Raw genomic sequence first — 15,888 nt, forward strand, 5'->3', positions numbered from 1 at the left:
GACACGCCGATGCCCAAGCGTACAGACATTAAGTCCATCCTCATCATCGGCGCTGGCCCGATCGTTATCGGCCAGGCGTGTGAGTTCGACTATTCGGGTGTGCAAGCCTGTAAGGCGCTGAAGGCCGAAGGCTATCGCGTCGTGCTGGTGAACTCGAACCCGGCCACCATCATGACCGACCCGGAGGTGGCCGACGCCACCTATATCGAGCCGATCACGCCGGAAATGGTCGAAAAGATCATCGCCAAGGAGCGTCCTGACGCCCTTCTGCCGACCATGGGTGGCCAGACCGCCCTGAACACGGCGCTGGCACTGGAAAGCTCGGGCGCACTGGCCAAGTACGGCGTCGAGATGATCGGTGCCAAGGCCGACGTCATCGACAAGGCCGAAGACCGCCAGAAGTTCCGCGACGCCATGGACAAGCTGGGCCTCGAGAGCCCGCGTTCGCGCGCCATCCACCACATCGAAGAAGCCGATGATGCGCTGGCCTTTGTCGGCCTGCCCGCCATCATCCGCCCAAGCTTCACTCTGGCCGGTACCGGCGGCGGCATTGCCTATAATGTCGAGGAATTCCACGAGATCGTAGAGCGTGGTCTGGACCTGTCGCCGACCACCGAGGTTCTGATCGAAGAATCCGTACTCGGCTGGAAAGAGTATGAAATGGAAGTCGTCCGCGACAAGGCGGACAACTGCATCATCATCTGCTCGATCGAGAACATCGACCCGATGGGCGTTCATACGGGCGACTCCATCACTGTCGCACCGGCCCTGACGCTGACCGACAAAGAATACCAGCTGATGCGTACCGGCTCGATCAACGTCCTGCGCGAGATCGGCGTCGAAACCGGCGGCTCGAACGTGCAGTGGGCGATCAACCCTGCCGATGGCCGCATGGTCGTCATCGAGATGAACCCGCGCGTGTCGCGCTCCTCGGCTCTGGCCTCCAAGGCCACCGGCTTCCCGATCGCCAAGATCGCCGCCAAGCTGGCCGTCGGATACACGCTGGACGAACTGACCAACGACATCACCAAGGTCACGCCCGCCTCGTTCGAGCCGAGCATCGACTATGTCGTCACCAAGATCCCGCGTTTCGCCTTCGAGAAATATCCGGGTTCGGAACCGCACCTGACCACCGCCATGAAGTCGGTCGGTGAGGTCATGGCCATTGGCCGTACCTTCCAGGAATCCATGCAGAAGGCTCTGCGCGGTCTGGAAACCGGCCTGAACGGCTTTGACGAGATCGAGATCGAAGGCGTTTCGGGCGCATCTGACGATGCCTCGATCAAGGCTGCCGTTATCCGCGCTCTGGGCAAGCCGACGCCGGACCGTATCCGCGTCATCGCCCAGGCCTTCCGCCACGGCCTGACCGTGGAAGAAGTCAACGCCGCCTGCTTCTACGAGCCGTGGTATCTGCGCCAGATCGCCGACATCGTGCGTACCGAAGGCCATATCCGCGTTCAGGGCCTGCCCGCTGACGCCACCGAGTTCCGTCGCCTGAAGTCCAAGGGCTTCTCCGATGCGCGTCTGGCCCAACTGACCGGCTCGACCGAGAAAGCTGTCCGTCACGCCCGTCGCGCCCTCGAAGTGCGTCCGGTCTTCAAGCGCATCGACACCTGCGCCGCCGAGTTCGCCTCGGCGACCGCCTATATGTATTCGACCTACGAGACCGGCATTCTGGGTCAGGTCCCGCACTGCGAAGCCGACGTCTCGGACCGCAAGAAGGCCATTATCCTCGGCGGTGGCCCGAACCGTATCGGTCAGGGCATCGAATTCGACTATTGCTGCGTGCACGCCGCCTTTGCTTTCGCCGACATCGGCGTCGAGAGCATCATGGTCAACTGCAACCCCGAGACGGTTTCGACCGACTATGACACCTCGGACCGTCTGTATTTCGAGCCGCTGACCGAAGAAGACGTTCTGGAGCTGATCGAGGTCGAACGCGCCAAGGGTGACCTGATCGGCGTCGTCGTCCAGTTCGGCGGCCAGACCCCGCTGAAGCTGGCCCACGCCCTGCAAGAAGACAATATTCCGGTACTCGGCACCTCGGTTGACTCGATCGACCTGGCCGAAGACCGCGAGCGCTTCCAGCAGATGCTGCAAGCCATCGGCCTGCAACAGCCGCCGAACGCTCTGGCCCGCTCGGCCGAGGAAGCCGCGATCAAGGCCGAGGAAGTCGGTTATCCGATCGTCCTGCGCCCGTCCTATGTTCTGGGTGGCCGTGGCATGATGATCGTGCACGACCGCGAAGGTCTGGACCGTTATGTCGGCGAGGCCATGCGCGTCTCGGGCGACGATCCCGTCCTGATCGACCACTATCTGAACCGCGCCACCGAGGTCGATGTCGACGCCCTGTGCGACGATGAAACCGTCTTCGTCGCCGGTGTTCTGGAACACATCGAAGAAGCGGGCGTCCACTCGGGCGACTCGGCATGCTCCATGCCGCCGCACTCTTTGTCTCCGGCCATCGTCACCGAGCTTAAGCGCCAGACCACCGAGATGGCCAAGGCCCTCAAGGTGCGCGGCCTGATGAACGTGCAGTTCGCCATCGAAGAACCGCACAGCGACAACCCGCGCATCTTCGTGCTCGAAGTGAACCCGCGCGCCTCGCGTACCGCTCCGTTCGTCGCCAAGACCATCGGCCAGCCGATTGCCGCCATCGCCGCCAAGGTCATGGCCGGTGAGAAGCTCGCCTCCTTCGGTCTGGTCGACAAGGAACTGGACCACATCGCCGTCAAGGAAGCCGTCTTCCCGTTCGCGCGCTTTGCCGGTGTCGACACCATCCTCGGCCCGGAAATGCGTTCGACGGGTGAAGTCATGGGTCTGGACTGGAAGCGTGACGGCGAAGCCGATCTGACCGAAGCCTTCGGCCGTGCCTTTGCCAAGGCCCAGACCGGCGGCGGCACCATCCTGCCGACCGAAGGCACCGCCTTCGTATCCGTGAAGGACGCCGACAAGCCCTTCATCGTCGAGGCCGTCAAAACGCTTCTGGATCAAGGCTTCAAGGTCGTCTCGACCGGCGGCACCCACGCCTATCTGACCGAACAAGGCCTCGAAGTGGGTCTGGTCAAGAAGGTTCTGGAAGGCCGCCCGAACATCGTCGACGCGATGAAGAACGGCGAGATCCAGCTGGTCTTCAACACCACCGAAGGCAAACAGGCTCTGGCCGACAGCTTCGCCATCCGCCGCACCGCGCTGATGTTGAAACTGCCCTATTACACCACCGCCTACGGTGCCATCGCCGCCGCCAAGGCCATCAAGGCCATCCGCAACGGCGAAATGGATGTCCGACCCATCCAGAGTTATAACTAAAGACAAAACCCCCGATGGCCTCGCCATCGGGGGTTTTTCTTTATGAGTTAAGACCCCTATCGCTCGCCACGCGGTGGCTCGCTACTTGAGGGGAAAGATTTTAGAGCCCCACGTCGAACGCCTCTCAAAAAGAACCCTCTCCCGCTGGGAGAGGGCAGGGTGAGGGTTTAATCCTCGTCGTGAATATCCGCCCCGTCGAAACTGCCCTTCAACTGGATCAGATCCAGCGCGACATTCGACTGCGCGCCGCGTGAATAGACATAGCGGTCGCCCTCGATATCAAAGATGGCCTTGTCGCCGTCCCACACCACCTTGGCCCCTGCCCCGTCCACATCGGGGGCCACCGTGGCGATGAAATAGCTGAGCCCGTCGACCGTCGCGTCCTTACAGCCCTGCCCCTTCTTGGCGAAGATCGCACCCACCAGCACAGGCACAGCCGGATCGGAAGCCTGCGGACAGGTCATGACCACCGCCTCCTTGCTACCGTCAGGCGATGGCACGCGCTCATGGACCTTGCTGTCGACCCTCGCACACCCCGCCAGCAGCATCGCCGCCGTCAAGGCCATAACCGTGCCGGTCACAATCCTGCCCATGCAAATCCCTCCTTGCGCGTTTTTCCAGTTCGCCACACCCTGACATTTATGACGCTGCCTGTCTTCCTCATGATCTGTCTGGGTACGAATGTGTGGGCCTTCATGGCCTTCTGCATCGACAAGGTCGCCGCCGTGCGCGGCAATCGCCGTATAAGCGAGGCCAATCTGCTGGGCCTGACCTTTGTAGGCGGCGTCGGCGCGATAACGGCCTCGGGCCTGATCCGCCACAAGACCCGCAAACAGCCTTTCCGCCGCTATGCGGAAATACTGGCGGTCCTGCATGTGATGCTGGTCGTCTTCACGATTACCCTGCTGCTCTAAAGCCTTGCCGAACAGCGTTGTCGCTGTAGTCTCGCTTCCACCGTAACCCACGGGAGGGGATTTTATGCGTCACCATCAGCATCGCTTCGCACAGAGACTGCTCGCCAGCTGCGCCCTGATCGGCCTTATCGGCACCGCCATGCCCGCCATGGCCGCCGACCAGGCCCTGTCAGAGGCTGTCCGCGCCGATTATCAGGCCAATCTGGCGGGCCTGTTCGACGACTTCCACCGCCATCCCGAACTGTCGGGGCAGGAAACTCGCACCGCCGCCCGCATGGCCGCCGAACTGAAGGCGCTGGGTTATAAGGTCACCGAGGGTGTCGGCGGCACCGGCGTTGTCGCTGTGCTGGAAAACGGCCCCGGCACCACGGTTCTGATCCGCGCCGACATGGACGGCCTGCCCATTCAGGAACGCTCGGGTGCCTCCAATCCCTCGACCCACAAACAGATCGACCGCGACGGCGTCGAGCAATATGTCATGCACGCCTGCGGCCATGACACCCACATCACCGCCCTGATCGGCACCGCCCGCCAGATGGCCGCACGCAAGGCCAACTGGTCCGGCACGCTCGTCCTGATCGCCCAACCGGCCGAGGAACGCGTCGAGGGTGCCCGCGCCATGATCAATGACGGCCTGTTCACCCGCTTCCCCAAGCCTGAATATGCCATCGGCTTCCACGTCGCCTCCGGCCTTCCGGCGGGCACCGTCTGGGTGCCGCCCGCCATCGCCTATTCCAGCGCCGACAGCGTGGACATCAAGGTGCGCGGCATCGGCGGCCACGGGGCCAGCCCGCAATCCACCGTCGATCCGGTCGTCATCTCGGCCCAGATCATCAGCGCCCTGCAAACCCTGCGCAGCCGCGAAGTTGACCCGCTTCAGGGCGCGGTCGTCACCGTCGGCTCTATTCACGGCGGCACCAAGCACAATATCGTCCCCGAAGAAGTGAACCTGCAACTGACCGTGCGCTCGGACAGCTACGAGGTCCGCGACACCCTGCTGGACGGCATCGACCGCATCGCCCTGAACACGGCCCGCGCCCTCAATGTACCAGAGGACAAGCTGCCGGTTGTGGTGCGTTCCCCTACCGAATCCACCCCGCCCACCATCAACCACACCGAAACCGCCACCCGCATGAAGGCCGCCATTGCCAGCCAGCTGGGCAGCGAGCGCGTGGTGGATATCTCGCGTCAGGGCATGGGGGCCGAGGACTTTGCCTTCTATGGCGCGCCCGAACATGGCGTCAAAGCCGTGATCTTCGCCGTCGGCGGCCTGCCCGAAGATCTCAAGGACACCCCGCCGCCTCACCACTCGCCGCTGTTCCGCATTGATCCCGAACCTTCGATCATTGCCGGCGTAGAGGCCACGGTTGCCGCCGCCGAGGACCTGTTCTCGACCGGCCACTAAAGCGCCCTGCGACGAAGCGGCAAATGAACCAACCCGTTTGCCGCTTCGTTACCTTCCAGAACTCTTCGTTTTGAAAGGTCATACCGATGCTGATGCGTATCCTGCCTCTGGTTGGCGGCCTCCTTCTGTCACGCGGCGGTCGCCGTATCGCAGGCAAGAATGCCGGCAAGCTGGCCCTGGCCGTCGGAGCATGGGAATTATGGCGCACCTATCAGCGCAACCGCTCCCCTTCCACAGCCTCCTCCTCTGGCCCGAAAGCAGGCACCGGCCCTGTCCGCCACAACCGCCGCCGCAGACACCCGCTCTAAGCCCTGCGCGGCCAAGCTGGCGCCTCGTCGCCGCGCGAACGCCACCCTTTCGCCTATATCCAGCACATTGAAACAAAACGGATTTATAGCCGTTAATCTTTCATGCGCCTGTCCCTCACCCCCTTTATAGCCTTGCTGGCTTCTGCGCTGTCCTTTCTGTTTGCCTATATGACAGAAGGCATGGGCTGGCTGTCCACGCTGTTCAGTTTTGCGGGCCTGGGGGCACTGGCCTGCGTGGTCTTTAGCGCGCTGCACGCCCTTTACCGTTTTGCTCTGGCGCACAGGCCCGCAGGGGCTTCACAAAAGCCGCAAAATCATGTGAACTCTTCGAACCAGACGGGCCGGTAGAATGCTGCACAAAATGGTAGGGTCACCGCCATCTTGACTTTGCAATGCTTTCGCCTAGCCTCTTAGCCCCCGGTCACGCACCGCCCAGTGGCCGCGAGTACTGGTAATTCACTTCCACCTGTCTTCGGGCGCAGCAAGAAATTCACGACACAATGGAAAAAGTGCCGATGACGGACGAGGGCTATCGCGCTCTCGACGATCAACTTAAGCAATTGAAGTCGGTCGAACGACCCGCAGTAATCGCCGCCATCGCAGAGGCGCGCGAACACGGCGACCTGTCTGAAAATGCCGAATACCACGCCGCCAAGGAACGTCAGGGCTGGATCGAAGGCTCCATCGCCGAGATCGAGGACAAGCTGTCCCGTTCGCAGGTGATCGACGTCTCCAAACTGTCCGGCTCCGCCGTCAAGTTCGGTGCCACCGTCCATCTGGTCGACGAGGACACCGAAGAGGAGTCCGTCTACAAGATCGTTGGCGAGGACGAGGCCGATGTGAAGGCCCGCAAGATTTCGATCGCCTCCCCGATCGCCCGCGCCCTGATCTCCAAAGAGGTCGGCGACGTGGTCGAGGTCAACACCCCCGGCGGTGTAAAGGCCTACGAGATCCTCAAGGTCGAGTGGAAGTAAGCTCCACACCCTTGACGACTTCAGGGGCGCGCGGTTCAACGGCGCGCCCTTTGTCCATTTGGGTCGTCTCCGATGGCCGCACCGGCATCGAGAACCAGTCTCTGGGTCTTGCCGAAGCCATTGCAGACCTCGCCCCTGCCACCATCACCCGTCATGTGGTGCGCTGGAAACCGGCCTTTGACCGCCTGCCCTCGGCCCTCAAACAGCCGTGGATGCTGCAACAGGGCCAGCATCTGCTACACGCCCCGCCGCCAGACATCTGGATCGCCTCGGGCCGCGCCACGCTGCCCCTGTCGGTGCGCATGAAGGGCAAAACCTTCGTGGTCCAGACTCAAGACCCGCGCTGGAAACACAGCGCCTATGACCTGATCGTCGCCCCTGAACATGACGGCCTGAACGGCCCCAATGTGCTGTCCATTACCGGCAGTCCCCACCGCATCACCCCCGAACGTCTCAAGGCCGCCGCTCCCGCCTTTGCCGACAAGATCGCCCCCCTGCCGCACCCGCGCGTGGCCGTGATGATCGGCGGCACGTCCAAGGCGTTTGACCTCACGCTCGACCACGCCGCCCTGCTGGCTGACCTGATCGCCGAAACGGTCGACGAAAAAGGCGGCTCGCTGCTGGTCACCTTCTCGCGCCGCACCCCGCTCTTGCCGCAGACCGTGATGACCCAGCGCCTTGCCACCCTGCCGGGCATCATCTGGGATGGCGCAGGCGAGAACCCGCTATTTGCCTTCCTCGACGCCGCCGACCACATCCTCGTCACCGAGGACAGCGCCAACATGGTCACCGAGGCCGCCTCCACCGGCAAACCGGTCCATGTCCTGCCCATGGTGCCGCTGAAACCGCAGGCCAAGTTCAAACGCCTGCACAAGGCCCTGCAAGACCACGGTGCCGCCCGTCCCTTCGACGGTACGCTGGAAAGTTGGACCTACGAACCTTTGCGTGAAACCGCCCGCGCCGCCCGCGCCATACTGGACGCCATCGCCCAACGCTAAACAGCGGTTGCGGGAACCGCATAGCTGACCGACTGTTGTGCTGACAGGGACGTTCAAAAGTGAACGGGCAAGGGCACAGCGGGCATGACCCCAACTTCTGCGACAAACAATAAACCCGAAGCCGGCACCGTGCGCGAGGTCCGTCATATCCTGTTGCGCATACTGGCCCGCGCCCGTCGCGACATCGACCACGACGACACCGCCGAGGCCGTCTATAGCAATGGCGGCACCGATGGCCGCTATCTGATGATGACCGTCATCTCGGCCTCGATCGCGGCCCTGGGCCTGATGCTGAACTCGCCCGCCGTGGTGATCGGGGCCATGCTGGTCTCGCCGATGATGGGACCGATTGTGGCGCTGGGCTTTTCGCTGGCCCTGCTCGACTTCACCCAGCTTAAAAAATCTCTGGCCTCCATCGTCATCGGCGTTCTGGTCGCCCTTAGCGTGGCCATCCTGCTGGTGCTTTTGTCACCGCTGAAAGAACCCACCTCCGAGATTCTGGCCCGCACCCGCCCCAACTTCTTTGACCTGCTGATCGCTGTCTTTTCGGGCGTCGCCGGTGCCTATGCCGTGATCCGCCAGCGCGGCGACACCATTATCGGCGTCGCCATCGCCACCGCCCTGATGCCGCCGATTGCCACGGTCGGCTTTGGCCTTGGTACAGGCGACCTCCAGATCGCGGGCGGGGCCTTCTTCCTGTTCATGACCAACCTTGTGGCCATCGCCCTGTCGGCTACCCTGACCGCAGGTTTCTACGGCTTTCGCCCCCGCCTGCTGGAGCGCCCCCGCCCGTGGCGCGGCATCGCTGTGCTGGTGGTGTTTCTGGTCCTGTCGGTGCCTCTGGTCTTCTCGTTGCGCGCCATCGCCCTTGAAAGCCGCGCCACCGCCGAAACCCGCCTCGCCGTCGAACAAATCTTTTCCGACGCCGATTCCCGCATCACCCTGCTGGAAGCCCGCGCCGATGGCGGACAGGCCACGGTCTCGACCCTTGTGTCCACCCGCCGTCTCGTGGCCGACGCCCAGACCCGTCTGCAAGACCGCCTGACCGCCGCCCTGCACACCCCCGTCACCGCCCGTCTGGACCAGATCGTCGTCGCCGACCCGTCGGCCAGCCGCACCATCGCCAGCACCGCCCCCGACCCCAAACAGGCCTTGGCGCGGCGCCTGACCGATGCTGTCCCGTTCCAGAATGACGGCGTTCTGATGGATGCCGACGGCAATCGCGCCCTCATTCCCCTGACGGCTGCCACCGGCCTTGACCTGTCCGCCGCCTTCACACTGGAACAGGCCCTGCGCCAGCGTTTCGACGGCATTGATGTGCGCGTCATTCCGCCCGTTGCGCCCCTCGCCGCCGTCGATCTAACCGACGCCTCCGCCCGCCAGCGTACCGTCTGGGCGCTTGCCCGCTGGCACGCCAGCCCTGTCCTCACCCTGTGCAAACCGCAAAACCTGACTGTCACCGACGACGGTGCCGCCCCCGCCACAACCGGCGACCGCTTCCTTGCCGAACTGGCCGCCGCCGGTGTCATCGCCACGCTCGACACCAACAATACCTGTCAAAGAGGCGATACCGACATCGCCCGCATCACACTGGCTGGATAAGATCGCATTGGGCCATGGCGGATCATAGAATCACCCTCTAAATACGGGTCATGACCCAAGAACTCCGCACTGTCCGTGTCGCCATCATCGGTTCCGGCCCCGCTGGCTGGACCGCCGCCATCTATGCCGCCCGCGCCTCGCTCAATCCTGTGATTATTGCGGGCCTGCAACCGGGTGGCCAGTTGACCATCACCACGGACGTGGAAAACTATCCGGGCTTTGCCGAGACCATTCAGGGTCCGTGGCTGATGCAGCAGATGCAGGAACAGGCCGAACACGTCGGCACCGAGGTCATCCACGACATCGTCACCAAGGCCGACCTGTCACAGCGCCCGTTCCGCCTGACGCTGGATAGCGGCACCGAAATGCTGGCCGAAACCGTCATTATCTCGACGGGCGCTCAAGCCAAGTGGCTCGGCCTTGAATCGGAAATGGCCTATCAGGGCTTTGGCGTCTCGGCCTGCGCCACCTGCGACGGCTTCTTCTATCGCGGCAAACAGGTCGTGGTCGTCGGCGGCGGCAATACCGCAGTCGAAGAAGCTCTATTCCTCACCAATTTTGCCGAGACCGTCACGCTGGTTCACCGCCGCGACACCCTGCGCTCGGAAAAAATCCTGCAAGACCGCCTGTTCGCCCACCCCAAGATCAAGGTGATCTGGAACAGCGCCGTCGAGGAAATCGTCGGCGTGGTTGACGGGATGGCCAAGAACGTCACCGGCGTGCGCCTCAAAGACACCGTCACCGGCGAAACCTCCGAAATCTCCGCCGACGGCGTCTTCATCGCCATCGGTCACGCCCCGTCGTCCGAACTGTTCGCGGGCCAGCTTGAAACCAAGGAAGGCGGCTATCTGGTCGTCCAGCCCGGCACTCCCAAGACCGCCATCGAAGGCGTCTATGCCGCTGGCGACGTCACCGACGACATCTACCGCCAAGCCGTCACCGCCGCCGGCATGGGCTGCATGGCCGCTCTCGACGCCGGACGTTTCCTTGCGGAAGAAGACCACAAGAAAACTTTGGTTTGATAAGAAAAAGACCGCCCACTGGGTGGTCTTTTTTTTGCCCTTCTTTTTTTTGCCCTATCGCTCGCCTCGCGGAGGCTCGCTACTTAAGGGGCTTTTTTACCCTACCCCTCGCCACGCGGTGGCTCTCTACTTGAGAGCATGGCACGCCCGCTCAATCCCTTCTCCCGCTTTCCCCGCAGAACTGGATGAGTGTTTCCCCTCTTCCGTCATCCCCCGACTTGATCGGGGGATCCAGCGGCGCGCCAGCGCGACCCTTCTCCTCCCCTGCTTCAGCGGGGGAGGTGTCACGGCACAACCGTGACGGAGGGGGCACTCTTATTCCTCACCCCACCAAACACCTCAGCACTGCCACGCTTCATTATGTCAAGTTAACTTGACTCTTTCTTATATACAGCCAAGTCTGCCCCTGACACCTCCCGCATCAAGGATCGACCATGGTTTTCCTCGTCCTGCTCGCCAGTGCCACCGTCGCCAACCCGCTCTGCACCAAGGCGCTTGAAGTCGCACCCGATCTGCACTGCGCCCCCGCGACCTACGGCGTAGCGCTCGCCCCCTCGGCAGAACATGCCGCCAATCTGGCCCGCAATGCCCGTGATGCCGAAGGCCGCTTTGCCACCCATTTCGCGCTGCCGATCGCCCCCTATGTGGTCTTTTCCATTCCACCCGTCCCGCCGCGACAAGCCCTAAACGCAGCCGGTTTCCACACCGTCCTGCCTTGGCCTGCGCCTCAGGCCATCGACGGTTCCATCCGCGAGCGCGTCACCGCCCAGACCCGCGAGTTTGCCGCCGGAATGAATATGAGCGCCGAACAGACCGAACAGGTCATCGCCCGCGCCTTGTCACAACTGCCCACACCGGAATCCCTTGCCGCCATCGACGCCGGAATGATGCCGCACGAACTGGGCCACCTGTGGACCCACCAAGCCTTCTGGAGCGCCTCCGACCACGCGCAAGACGAAAACACACCCCGCCATTATGGCAGCCCCGCCCCCGACTGGCTCGACGAAGCCGCAGGCATCCTCCTCGAAGACGCCCCCACCGCCAACCAGCGCCGCGCCCATTTCAAAACCCTGATGGCTGGCGGCTTTGTCCCCGCTGTCGGGGCCAATGACGGCGCGCCCTTCCTGCTCGATCTTGAAGGCCTATTGTCCCGCCAACACCCCGGTCTTGACCGCGCAGCACCCGCCCTTGTACAGGCCCGCCAGTCCGGCGGCGTCGCTGTCAGCTTCACCCCCGCCAGTCAAACCGCCAGCGGCCCGCCCAATGGCAAGGAAACCCTCTTCTATATCCAGATCAGGGCCTTTGCCGACTTCCTCATCCAGACCTCCGGCCGCCCGACCATCATCGCCGACATCACCAAGGCGATCTCGCAGGGCCAAACCTTCGAAAACTGGCTCGCCACCCAAGGCCCCGCCCACAACCTGCCCGCCTCCATCCCCGCCCTCCAGCAAGCATGGGCGGCCTATGCCACCTAAAGCGCCTCGGCCTGCCCGGTCCTGGACTGGTGTCCCAAGAAGACGTTTACGGCCGGATGGTCTGCTGCAAATCGGCGCAACCGCTCTGCTGACGCCTCGGCATCGTCACGAGCATCGTTTGCGACCGGCTGCGGCATCTGCTGCTCCCAGCCCAAGCGCGTACTGACGGCATCACCCAGCACCAGTTTTGGTCCGTCCACGGCATTGATCAGATAAGCGGTCGAGCCCGCAGAATGCCCAGGCACGCTGATCGCCCAGACCGAACCGTCTCCGAAAATATCCAGCACACCGGCGAAACGGCCATCGGGGTCCGGCTGGAACTGCCATTCGCGCAAGGGACCGTAACCTTGCAAGGCGGCATCCGCCGGATGCCCCAGCAACAGATTTACACGGCTGCGTTCTTGCACCTCGCCTTGCCCGACATAAACAGGTGTCGTGGCGGGCAGGTCCAGCAAACCGCCGACATGGTCAAAATGCAAATGGGTCAGAAAGACCGCGCGCGGCGGTGTCTGACCCGCCAGCCACTGGGCCGTAGTGCGCTCAATACGGATCTCGAGATCAGATACCGCCCGCCGCATCAGACCGTTCAACCGCTCGCCTAAATCTGCCGACACACCGCTGTCGATCATCACCCGCCCGAAACGGGGATGGTCCACCACATAGGCATAGATGACAGCCTCCTCGTTTCCCTTGGGGATCGCCGCAGTACGCGCATCCTTGCGGTCGATGAAAGTGCCCCGTCCACCCGTCCACTGCGCGAAGCGAACCCGCTCGAAAGTCACAATACCGGGCCGCACCAGACTGGCCTCCAACTCGGAGGTTCGCGACGCCGTCCCAATATCCGATACAGTTACCGGATGGCGACTGGCGGGCGTTGCACACCCTGCCAACAGCGCTCCCAGGCTCAGGATCAAGAGCACAGACACCGAACCCGCTTGGCATTGACCAGACATGGCGTATCCTCGATATAAGAGATTGAACACATCGAAATACATAAAAATATATTCGTCAATCAAAAAGGATCAGCGTTATCCCATGACGGTTGTCGTGACCCTGCCTCCGCCGGTAGCGCGTGAACCAGACGCCTTTGCACGAATCCGGCAACTCAGCCGCCCGCTGGAATGGCTGTTCACATGTCTTTTTGCACTCGGTGCGGCCCTGCTGGCTGTCGCCATCATCGCGGTCCTGACCTATGTCGGAACCCGCTTACAGGTACGTCCGGGTGGCATACAGATTTATATCGAAGCGATTGTGCCGCCGGTGCGCTCCGGCTGGACGACGGTAGGGGCCCTGCCCTGGATCCAGAAGATCGCACTCGCCGTCTCGGCCAGCGTCATGATGATCCCTGCTCTGGCCGTATTATGGGGACTAAGGCGACTGTTTCGCCTCTATGGATCAGGTATCGTCCTGACGCACGAGAATGCCCGCTGCATGAGCCATATCGCCCTTTGGCTGATCGCCTATGCCGTCGCCCCGACGATTGGCCATATTCTGGTGACGCTGGCCGGTTTTCATGACGAGGGCTGGTTGCGGATCGACAGTGCCAAGGCTCTGGCTCTGGGCCTCATCCTGTTCGTCATCGCGCGTGTTATGTCTTGGGGGGCAGACATACACGACGATGTCTCGCGGTTCGTCTAATGCCCATTATCGTACGTCTTGATGTAGTCATGGCACAGCGCAAGGTGCGCTCGAATGTCCTCGCGCGCGCTATCGGTATCTCCGAAACCAATCTGTCGCTACTGAAGTCCGGCAAGGTCCGCGGCCTGCGTCTGGCGACCTTGGACGCCATCTGCCGCTATCTGGACTGTTCGCCGTCCGACATTCTTGAATACCGGCCCGACACAGAAGAAATCGCCAGGCCCAAAGCCCTCAAGACCGGCTGACGTTCAGCACAGTTTAGTTCTGTGCCACCGCGTCACGAGGCTCGGCGGTGCGCCCCTCTTCAAACGCCTTCAGGCGGTCATTGATGTCCGAGATTTCCTTGGCCGTCGGTTGGCGGCGTCCACCGAGGCTGGGCGCGCCAACTATGCGCGTCGTGCCCTCGAACTCGACCTCGCGGTTGCCCGTCCCCAAAAGCTGACGCGCCAGTTCGGCGCTGTTATCGGCCAGCGACGTTTCTTCGACCAGCGCCAGCAGATCACGCGGGCGCGCAAACCGCGCCTCGTCGATCAACGGCTCGCGCCCGCCATAGCCCTGCGTCAGGGAGGCCACCATTCCGGCCGCTCCCTTCCAGCGATAAAAGATATGCGCCCCCGACTGCGACACCTTGGTCAGGCTGGGGGCCCACCACGGACGCACATAGTCGGCATGATAATGGGTCGCTGAACCCACCTTGTCGGCCACCGCCCCCGCCAGCGCCTTTTCGGCCACCTTTTGCGCGCGGGTCCATGCCCACGCCACCGGTGCCCGCGACAGCGATCCGTCACAGGTAAAGGTAAACTGGCAGCCCGTATTACGCTCGGCACCCTGATAGACGACGCCGCAAATACTGTTGGGATAGTTGGGGTCGCGCACGCGGTTCAGCACCACCTGCGCCACACCGGCCTGCCCTTCATCGGCTTCCAGCGCCGCTTCGTAATAGACCGCCTGCGTCAGGCACCGCATGGCCCGCCTGCGATCATCGGCACTGCTCGGCCTAAAGGCAAAGGGCGGCGCGGCATTCACCACCGCATCGCCCGCCATCGCTGCATTAAGACGCAAGGCTTCCAGCCCGTTCACCGTCGCAAACGGATCGGGCTTGCCGCCAAGGCGTAAACTTTCCCACCCGGGCGTCAGCCCCGGCACCGTCGCCATGCCCATGGCCGGATCATGCCGCAGGGCCAGCGACAACTGCGCCCCGTCCAGCCGCGACATCACACCGGCCAGACCGCGCGTGCCGTAATCGCCACCCGATGCCTCGGCCACCGCCTCCGCCGTGCGGACAAAATCCAGCGCGCTCTCGGACCGTGCCGACATGCCTGTCGCCAAGGCCGCCACCAGCGCCGCCCCTGCCGCCACGCCAACCGGCAGCAGCGCACGACGGCGCGGCGACGGTCGGGACCTTGCTGGGGCATTCAATGGGGCCATCGGCTCTCGAAAAACAAAACGTCCGAAACCTGCCGGACACCCTGTCCTTATAACAGAGCTTTTCCGGCAGTTTTCGGACGTCGAGGTTAAGGTTTGTTGAGACTTGCGCCGAAAAAGACGCAAATCACGCTGACCTTAGCGGTTACCAAGGCTCGAACGCAGCATCCATGCAGCCTTTTCGTGCGCGGCCAGACGCTGGGTCATCAGGTCCACCGTGGCTTCGTCACCGGCCTCGGCCGCGGCGTCCAGAGCCGCGCGGGCGGTCTTGATGACCGTGCCGTGGTCGCGGATCAGTTCGGACATCATCTCGTTGGCGCTCTTGTCCGGATTACCGTCCGAAATCGAGGTCAGGTTGCCAAAGGCCGAACCCGACTGCGGGGCCAGTTCACCCAGCGCACGGATACGCTCGGCAATCTCGTCCAGAGCCGTCCAGATTTCCGTATATTGCTGCTGGAACAGACCATGCAGGCTGAAGAATTCCGGCCCGCGCACGTTCCAGTGATACCCGTGTGTTTTCAGATAGATCGCATAGCTGTCGGCCAGAACCTTCGACAGTTCGCGCGAGACCGCCTCGCGCTGTGCATCGCTGAAACCGGTATCGATCATATCGCTCATAATCTTTTCCTGCATAAACATAGGGTTGGATAAATAGAATATAGGTAGGCGAACCGGATTTAAAAGCCTCAAAGCGCCTTCAAACGGCGAATTGAGGCTCAGACCCCGCTACCCGCATTTGCAGACCACTGACATGTACGCCCGATGGAACGTCCCCAAGCCGACGGCGTTGCACAAACTCTACCTTTAATCCGGCTTCC

Annotated in this window: 16 protein-coding genes; 12 read left to right on the plus strand and 4 right to left on the minus strand. The window is 62.7% G+C overall.

The features are described from left to right. Positions 1–9 precede the first annotated feature (9 nt). Entirely contained in the window at positions 10–3,309 is a 3,300-nt protein-coding gene (gene carB, locus FHS64_RS01090; RefSeq protein WP_167174424.1) for a carbamoyl-phosphate synthase large subunit, read from the plus strand. A 167-nt stretch (positions 3,310–3,476) separates the two neighbouring features. Here the strand turns inward: carB and FHS64_RS01095 are convergent, their stop codons facing one another. Then, on the minus strand, positions 3,477–3,902 hold the full coding sequence (locus tag FHS64_RS01095) for a hypothetical protein (protein WP_167174428.1): 426 nt from the start codon (positions 3,900–3,902) through the stop codon (positions 3,477–3,479). Between the two features lie 48 nt (positions 3,903–3,950). Here FHS64_RS01095 and FHS64_RS01100 point away from each other — a divergent pair, with 48 nt between their 5' ends. From FHS64_RS01100 to FHS64_RS01140, 9 genes are all read left to right on the plus strand, one after another. Next, complete coding sequence (locus FHS64_RS01100) at positions 3,951–4,223, plus strand: DUF1294 domain-containing protein (RefSeq protein WP_167174430.1); 273 nt, start codon at positions 3,951–3,953, stop codon at positions 4,221–4,223. Positions 4,224–4,287: 64 nt separating this feature from the next. Then, on the plus strand, positions 4,288–5,628 hold the full coding sequence (locus FHS64_RS01105) for a M20 metallopeptidase family protein (protein WP_167174433.1): 1,341 nt from the start codon (positions 4,288–4,290) through the stop codon (positions 5,626–5,628). An 86-nt stretch (positions 5,629–5,714) separates the two neighbouring features. Further along, the gene (locus FHS64_RS01110) at positions 5,715–5,936 is read left to right on the plus strand and encodes a tellurite resistance TerB family protein (protein ID WP_167174436.1); all 222 of its coding nucleotides are present in this window, start codon (positions 5,715–5,717) and stop codon (positions 5,934–5,936) included. 102 nt (positions 5,937–6,038) lie between these two features. Continuing rightward, positions 6,039–6,284 (plus strand): hypothetical protein, encoded by a 246-nt coding sequence (locus tag FHS64_RS01115; protein WP_167174439.1) that lies wholly within the window; start codon positions 6,039–6,041, stop codon positions 6,282–6,284. Positions 6,285–6,436: 152 nt separating this feature from the next. Next, the gene (gene greA / locus FHS64_RS01120) at positions 6,437–6,910 is read left to right on the plus strand and encodes a transcription elongation factor GreA (protein WP_167174442.1); all 474 of its coding nucleotides are present in this window, start codon (positions 6,437–6,439) and stop codon (positions 6,908–6,910) included. Positions 6,911–6,960: 50 nt separating this feature from the next. Beyond that, complete coding sequence (locus FHS64_RS01125; protein WP_243862659.1) at positions 6,961–7,908, plus strand: mitochondrial fission ELM1 family protein; 948 nt, start codon at positions 6,961–6,963, stop codon at positions 7,906–7,908. 84 nt (positions 7,909–7,992) lie between these two features. Next, entirely contained in the window at positions 7,993–9,510 is a 1,518-nt protein-coding gene (locus tag FHS64_RS01130) for a DUF389 domain-containing protein (RefSeq protein WP_167174448.1), read from the plus strand. Positions 9,511–9,560: 50 nt separating this feature from the next. Next, entirely contained in the window at positions 9,561–10,532 is a 972-nt protein-coding gene (gene trxB, locus FHS64_RS01135; protein WP_167174451.1) for a thioredoxin-disulfide reductase, read from the plus strand. 434 nt (positions 10,533–10,966) lie between these two features. Continuing rightward, entirely contained in the window at positions 10,967–12,007 is a 1,041-nt protein-coding gene (locus FHS64_RS01140) for a hypothetical protein (RefSeq protein WP_167174454.1), read from the plus strand. Here the strand turns inward: FHS64_RS01140 and FHS64_RS01145 are convergent. Then, complete coding sequence (locus FHS64_RS01145; protein WP_208380511.1) at positions 12,004–12,960, minus strand: MBL fold metallo-hydrolase; 957 nt, start codon at positions 12,958–12,960, stop codon at positions 12,004–12,006. The genes FHS64_RS01140 and FHS64_RS01145 overlap by 4 nt on opposite strands. 82 nt (positions 12,961–13,042) lie before the next feature. On the opposite strand from FHS64_RS01145, the gene FHS64_RS01150 reads away from it, so the two are divergent. Continuing rightward, positions 13,043–13,645 carry a DUF2975 domain-containing protein gene (locus tag FHS64_RS01150; protein ID WP_167174458.1) on the plus strand — a complete coding sequence of 201 codons (603 nt, stop codon included), beginning with the start codon at positions 13,043–13,045 and terminating at the stop codon, positions 13,643–13,645. Further along, positions 13,645–13,890: a helix-turn-helix domain-containing protein gene (locus FHS64_RS01155; RefSeq protein WP_167174461.1), complete on the plus strand. Its 246-nt coding sequence runs from the start codon at positions 13,645–13,647 to the stop codon at positions 13,888–13,890. The genes FHS64_RS01150 and FHS64_RS01155 overlap by 1 nt, the downstream gene beginning before the upstream one ends. Positions 13,891–13,903: 13 nt before the next feature. Here the strand turns inward: FHS64_RS01155 and FHS64_RS01160 are convergent, their stop codons facing one another. Then, positions 13,904–15,073 carry a cell wall hydrolase gene (locus FHS64_RS01160; RefSeq protein WP_167174463.1) on the minus strand — a complete coding sequence of 390 codons (1,170 nt, stop codon included), beginning with the start codon at positions 15,071–15,073 and terminating at the stop codon, positions 13,904–13,906. Positions 15,074–15,208: 135 nt separating this feature from the next. Next, complete coding sequence (locus tag FHS64_RS01165; RefSeq protein ID WP_167174467.1) at positions 15,209–15,688, minus strand: Dps family protein; 480 nt, start codon at positions 15,686–15,688, stop codon at positions 15,209–15,211. Positions 15,689–15,888 lie beyond the last annotated feature (200 nt).

The organism is Brevundimonas terrae, assembly GCF_011761985.1.
Taxonomy (GTDB): domain Bacteria; phylum Pseudomonadota; class Alphaproteobacteria; order Caulobacterales; family Caulobacteraceae; genus Brevundimonas; species Brevundimonas terrae.

Bases quoted from the DNA above. Each gene is read 5' to 3' on its own strand.
- FHS64_RS01145 (WP_208380511.1), bottom strand. From the start codon at position 12,960: ATGTCTGGTCAATGCCAAGCGGGTTCGGTGTCTGTGCTCTTGATCCTG.
- FHS64_RS01130 (WP_167174448.1), top strand. From the start codon at position 7,993: ATGACCCCAACTTCTGCGACAAACAATAAACCCGAAGCCGGCACCGTG.
- FHS64_RS01100 (WP_167174430.1), top strand. From the start codon at position 3,951: ATGACGCTGCCTGTCTTCCTCATGATCTGTCTGGGTACGAATGTGTGG.
- greA (WP_167174442.1), top strand. From the start codon at position 6,437: ATGGAAAAAGTGCCGATGACGGACGAGGGCTATCGCGCTCTCGACGAT.
- FHS64_RS01105 (WP_167174433.1), top strand. From the start codon at position 4,288: ATGCGTCACCATCAGCATCGCTTCGCACAGAGACTGCTCGCCAGCTGC.
- FHS64_RS01110 (WP_167174436.1), top strand. From the start codon at position 5,715: ATGCTGATGCGTATCCTGCCTCTGGTTGGCGGCCTCCTTCTGTCACGC.
- FHS64_RS01155 (WP_167174461.1), top strand. From the start codon at position 13,645: ATGCCCATTATCGTACGTCTTGATGTAGTCATGGCACAGCGCAAGGTG.
- FHS64_RS01160 (WP_167174463.1), bottom strand. From the start codon at position 15,073: ATGGCCCCATTGAATGCCCCAGCAAGGTCCCGACCGTCGCCGCGCCGT.
- FHS64_RS01150 (WP_167174458.1), top strand. From the start codon at position 13,043: ATGACGGTTGTCGTGACCCTGCCTCCGCCGGTAGCGCGTGAACCAGAC.
- trxB (WP_167174451.1), top strand. From the start codon at position 9,561: ATGACCCAAGAACTCCGCACTGTCCGTGTCGCCATCATCGGTTCCGGC.
- FHS64_RS01095 (WP_167174428.1), bottom strand. From the start codon at position 3,902: ATGGGCAGGATTGTGACCGGCACGGTTATGGCCTTGACGGCGGCGATG.
- FHS64_RS01165 (WP_167174467.1), bottom strand. From the start codon at position 15,688: ATGAGCGATATGATCGATACCGGTTTCAGCGATGCACAGCGCGAGGCG.
- carB (WP_167174424.1), top strand. From the start codon at position 10: ATGCCCAAGCGTACAGACATTAAGTCCATCCTCATCATCGGCGCTGGC.
- FHS64_RS01115 (WP_167174439.1), top strand. From the start codon at position 6,039: ATGCGCCTGTCCCTCACCCCCTTTATAGCCTTGCTGGCTTCTGCGCTG.
- FHS64_RS01140 (WP_167174454.1), top strand. From the start codon at position 10,967: ATGGTTTTCCTCGTCCTGCTCGCCAGTGCCACCGTCGCCAACCCGCTC.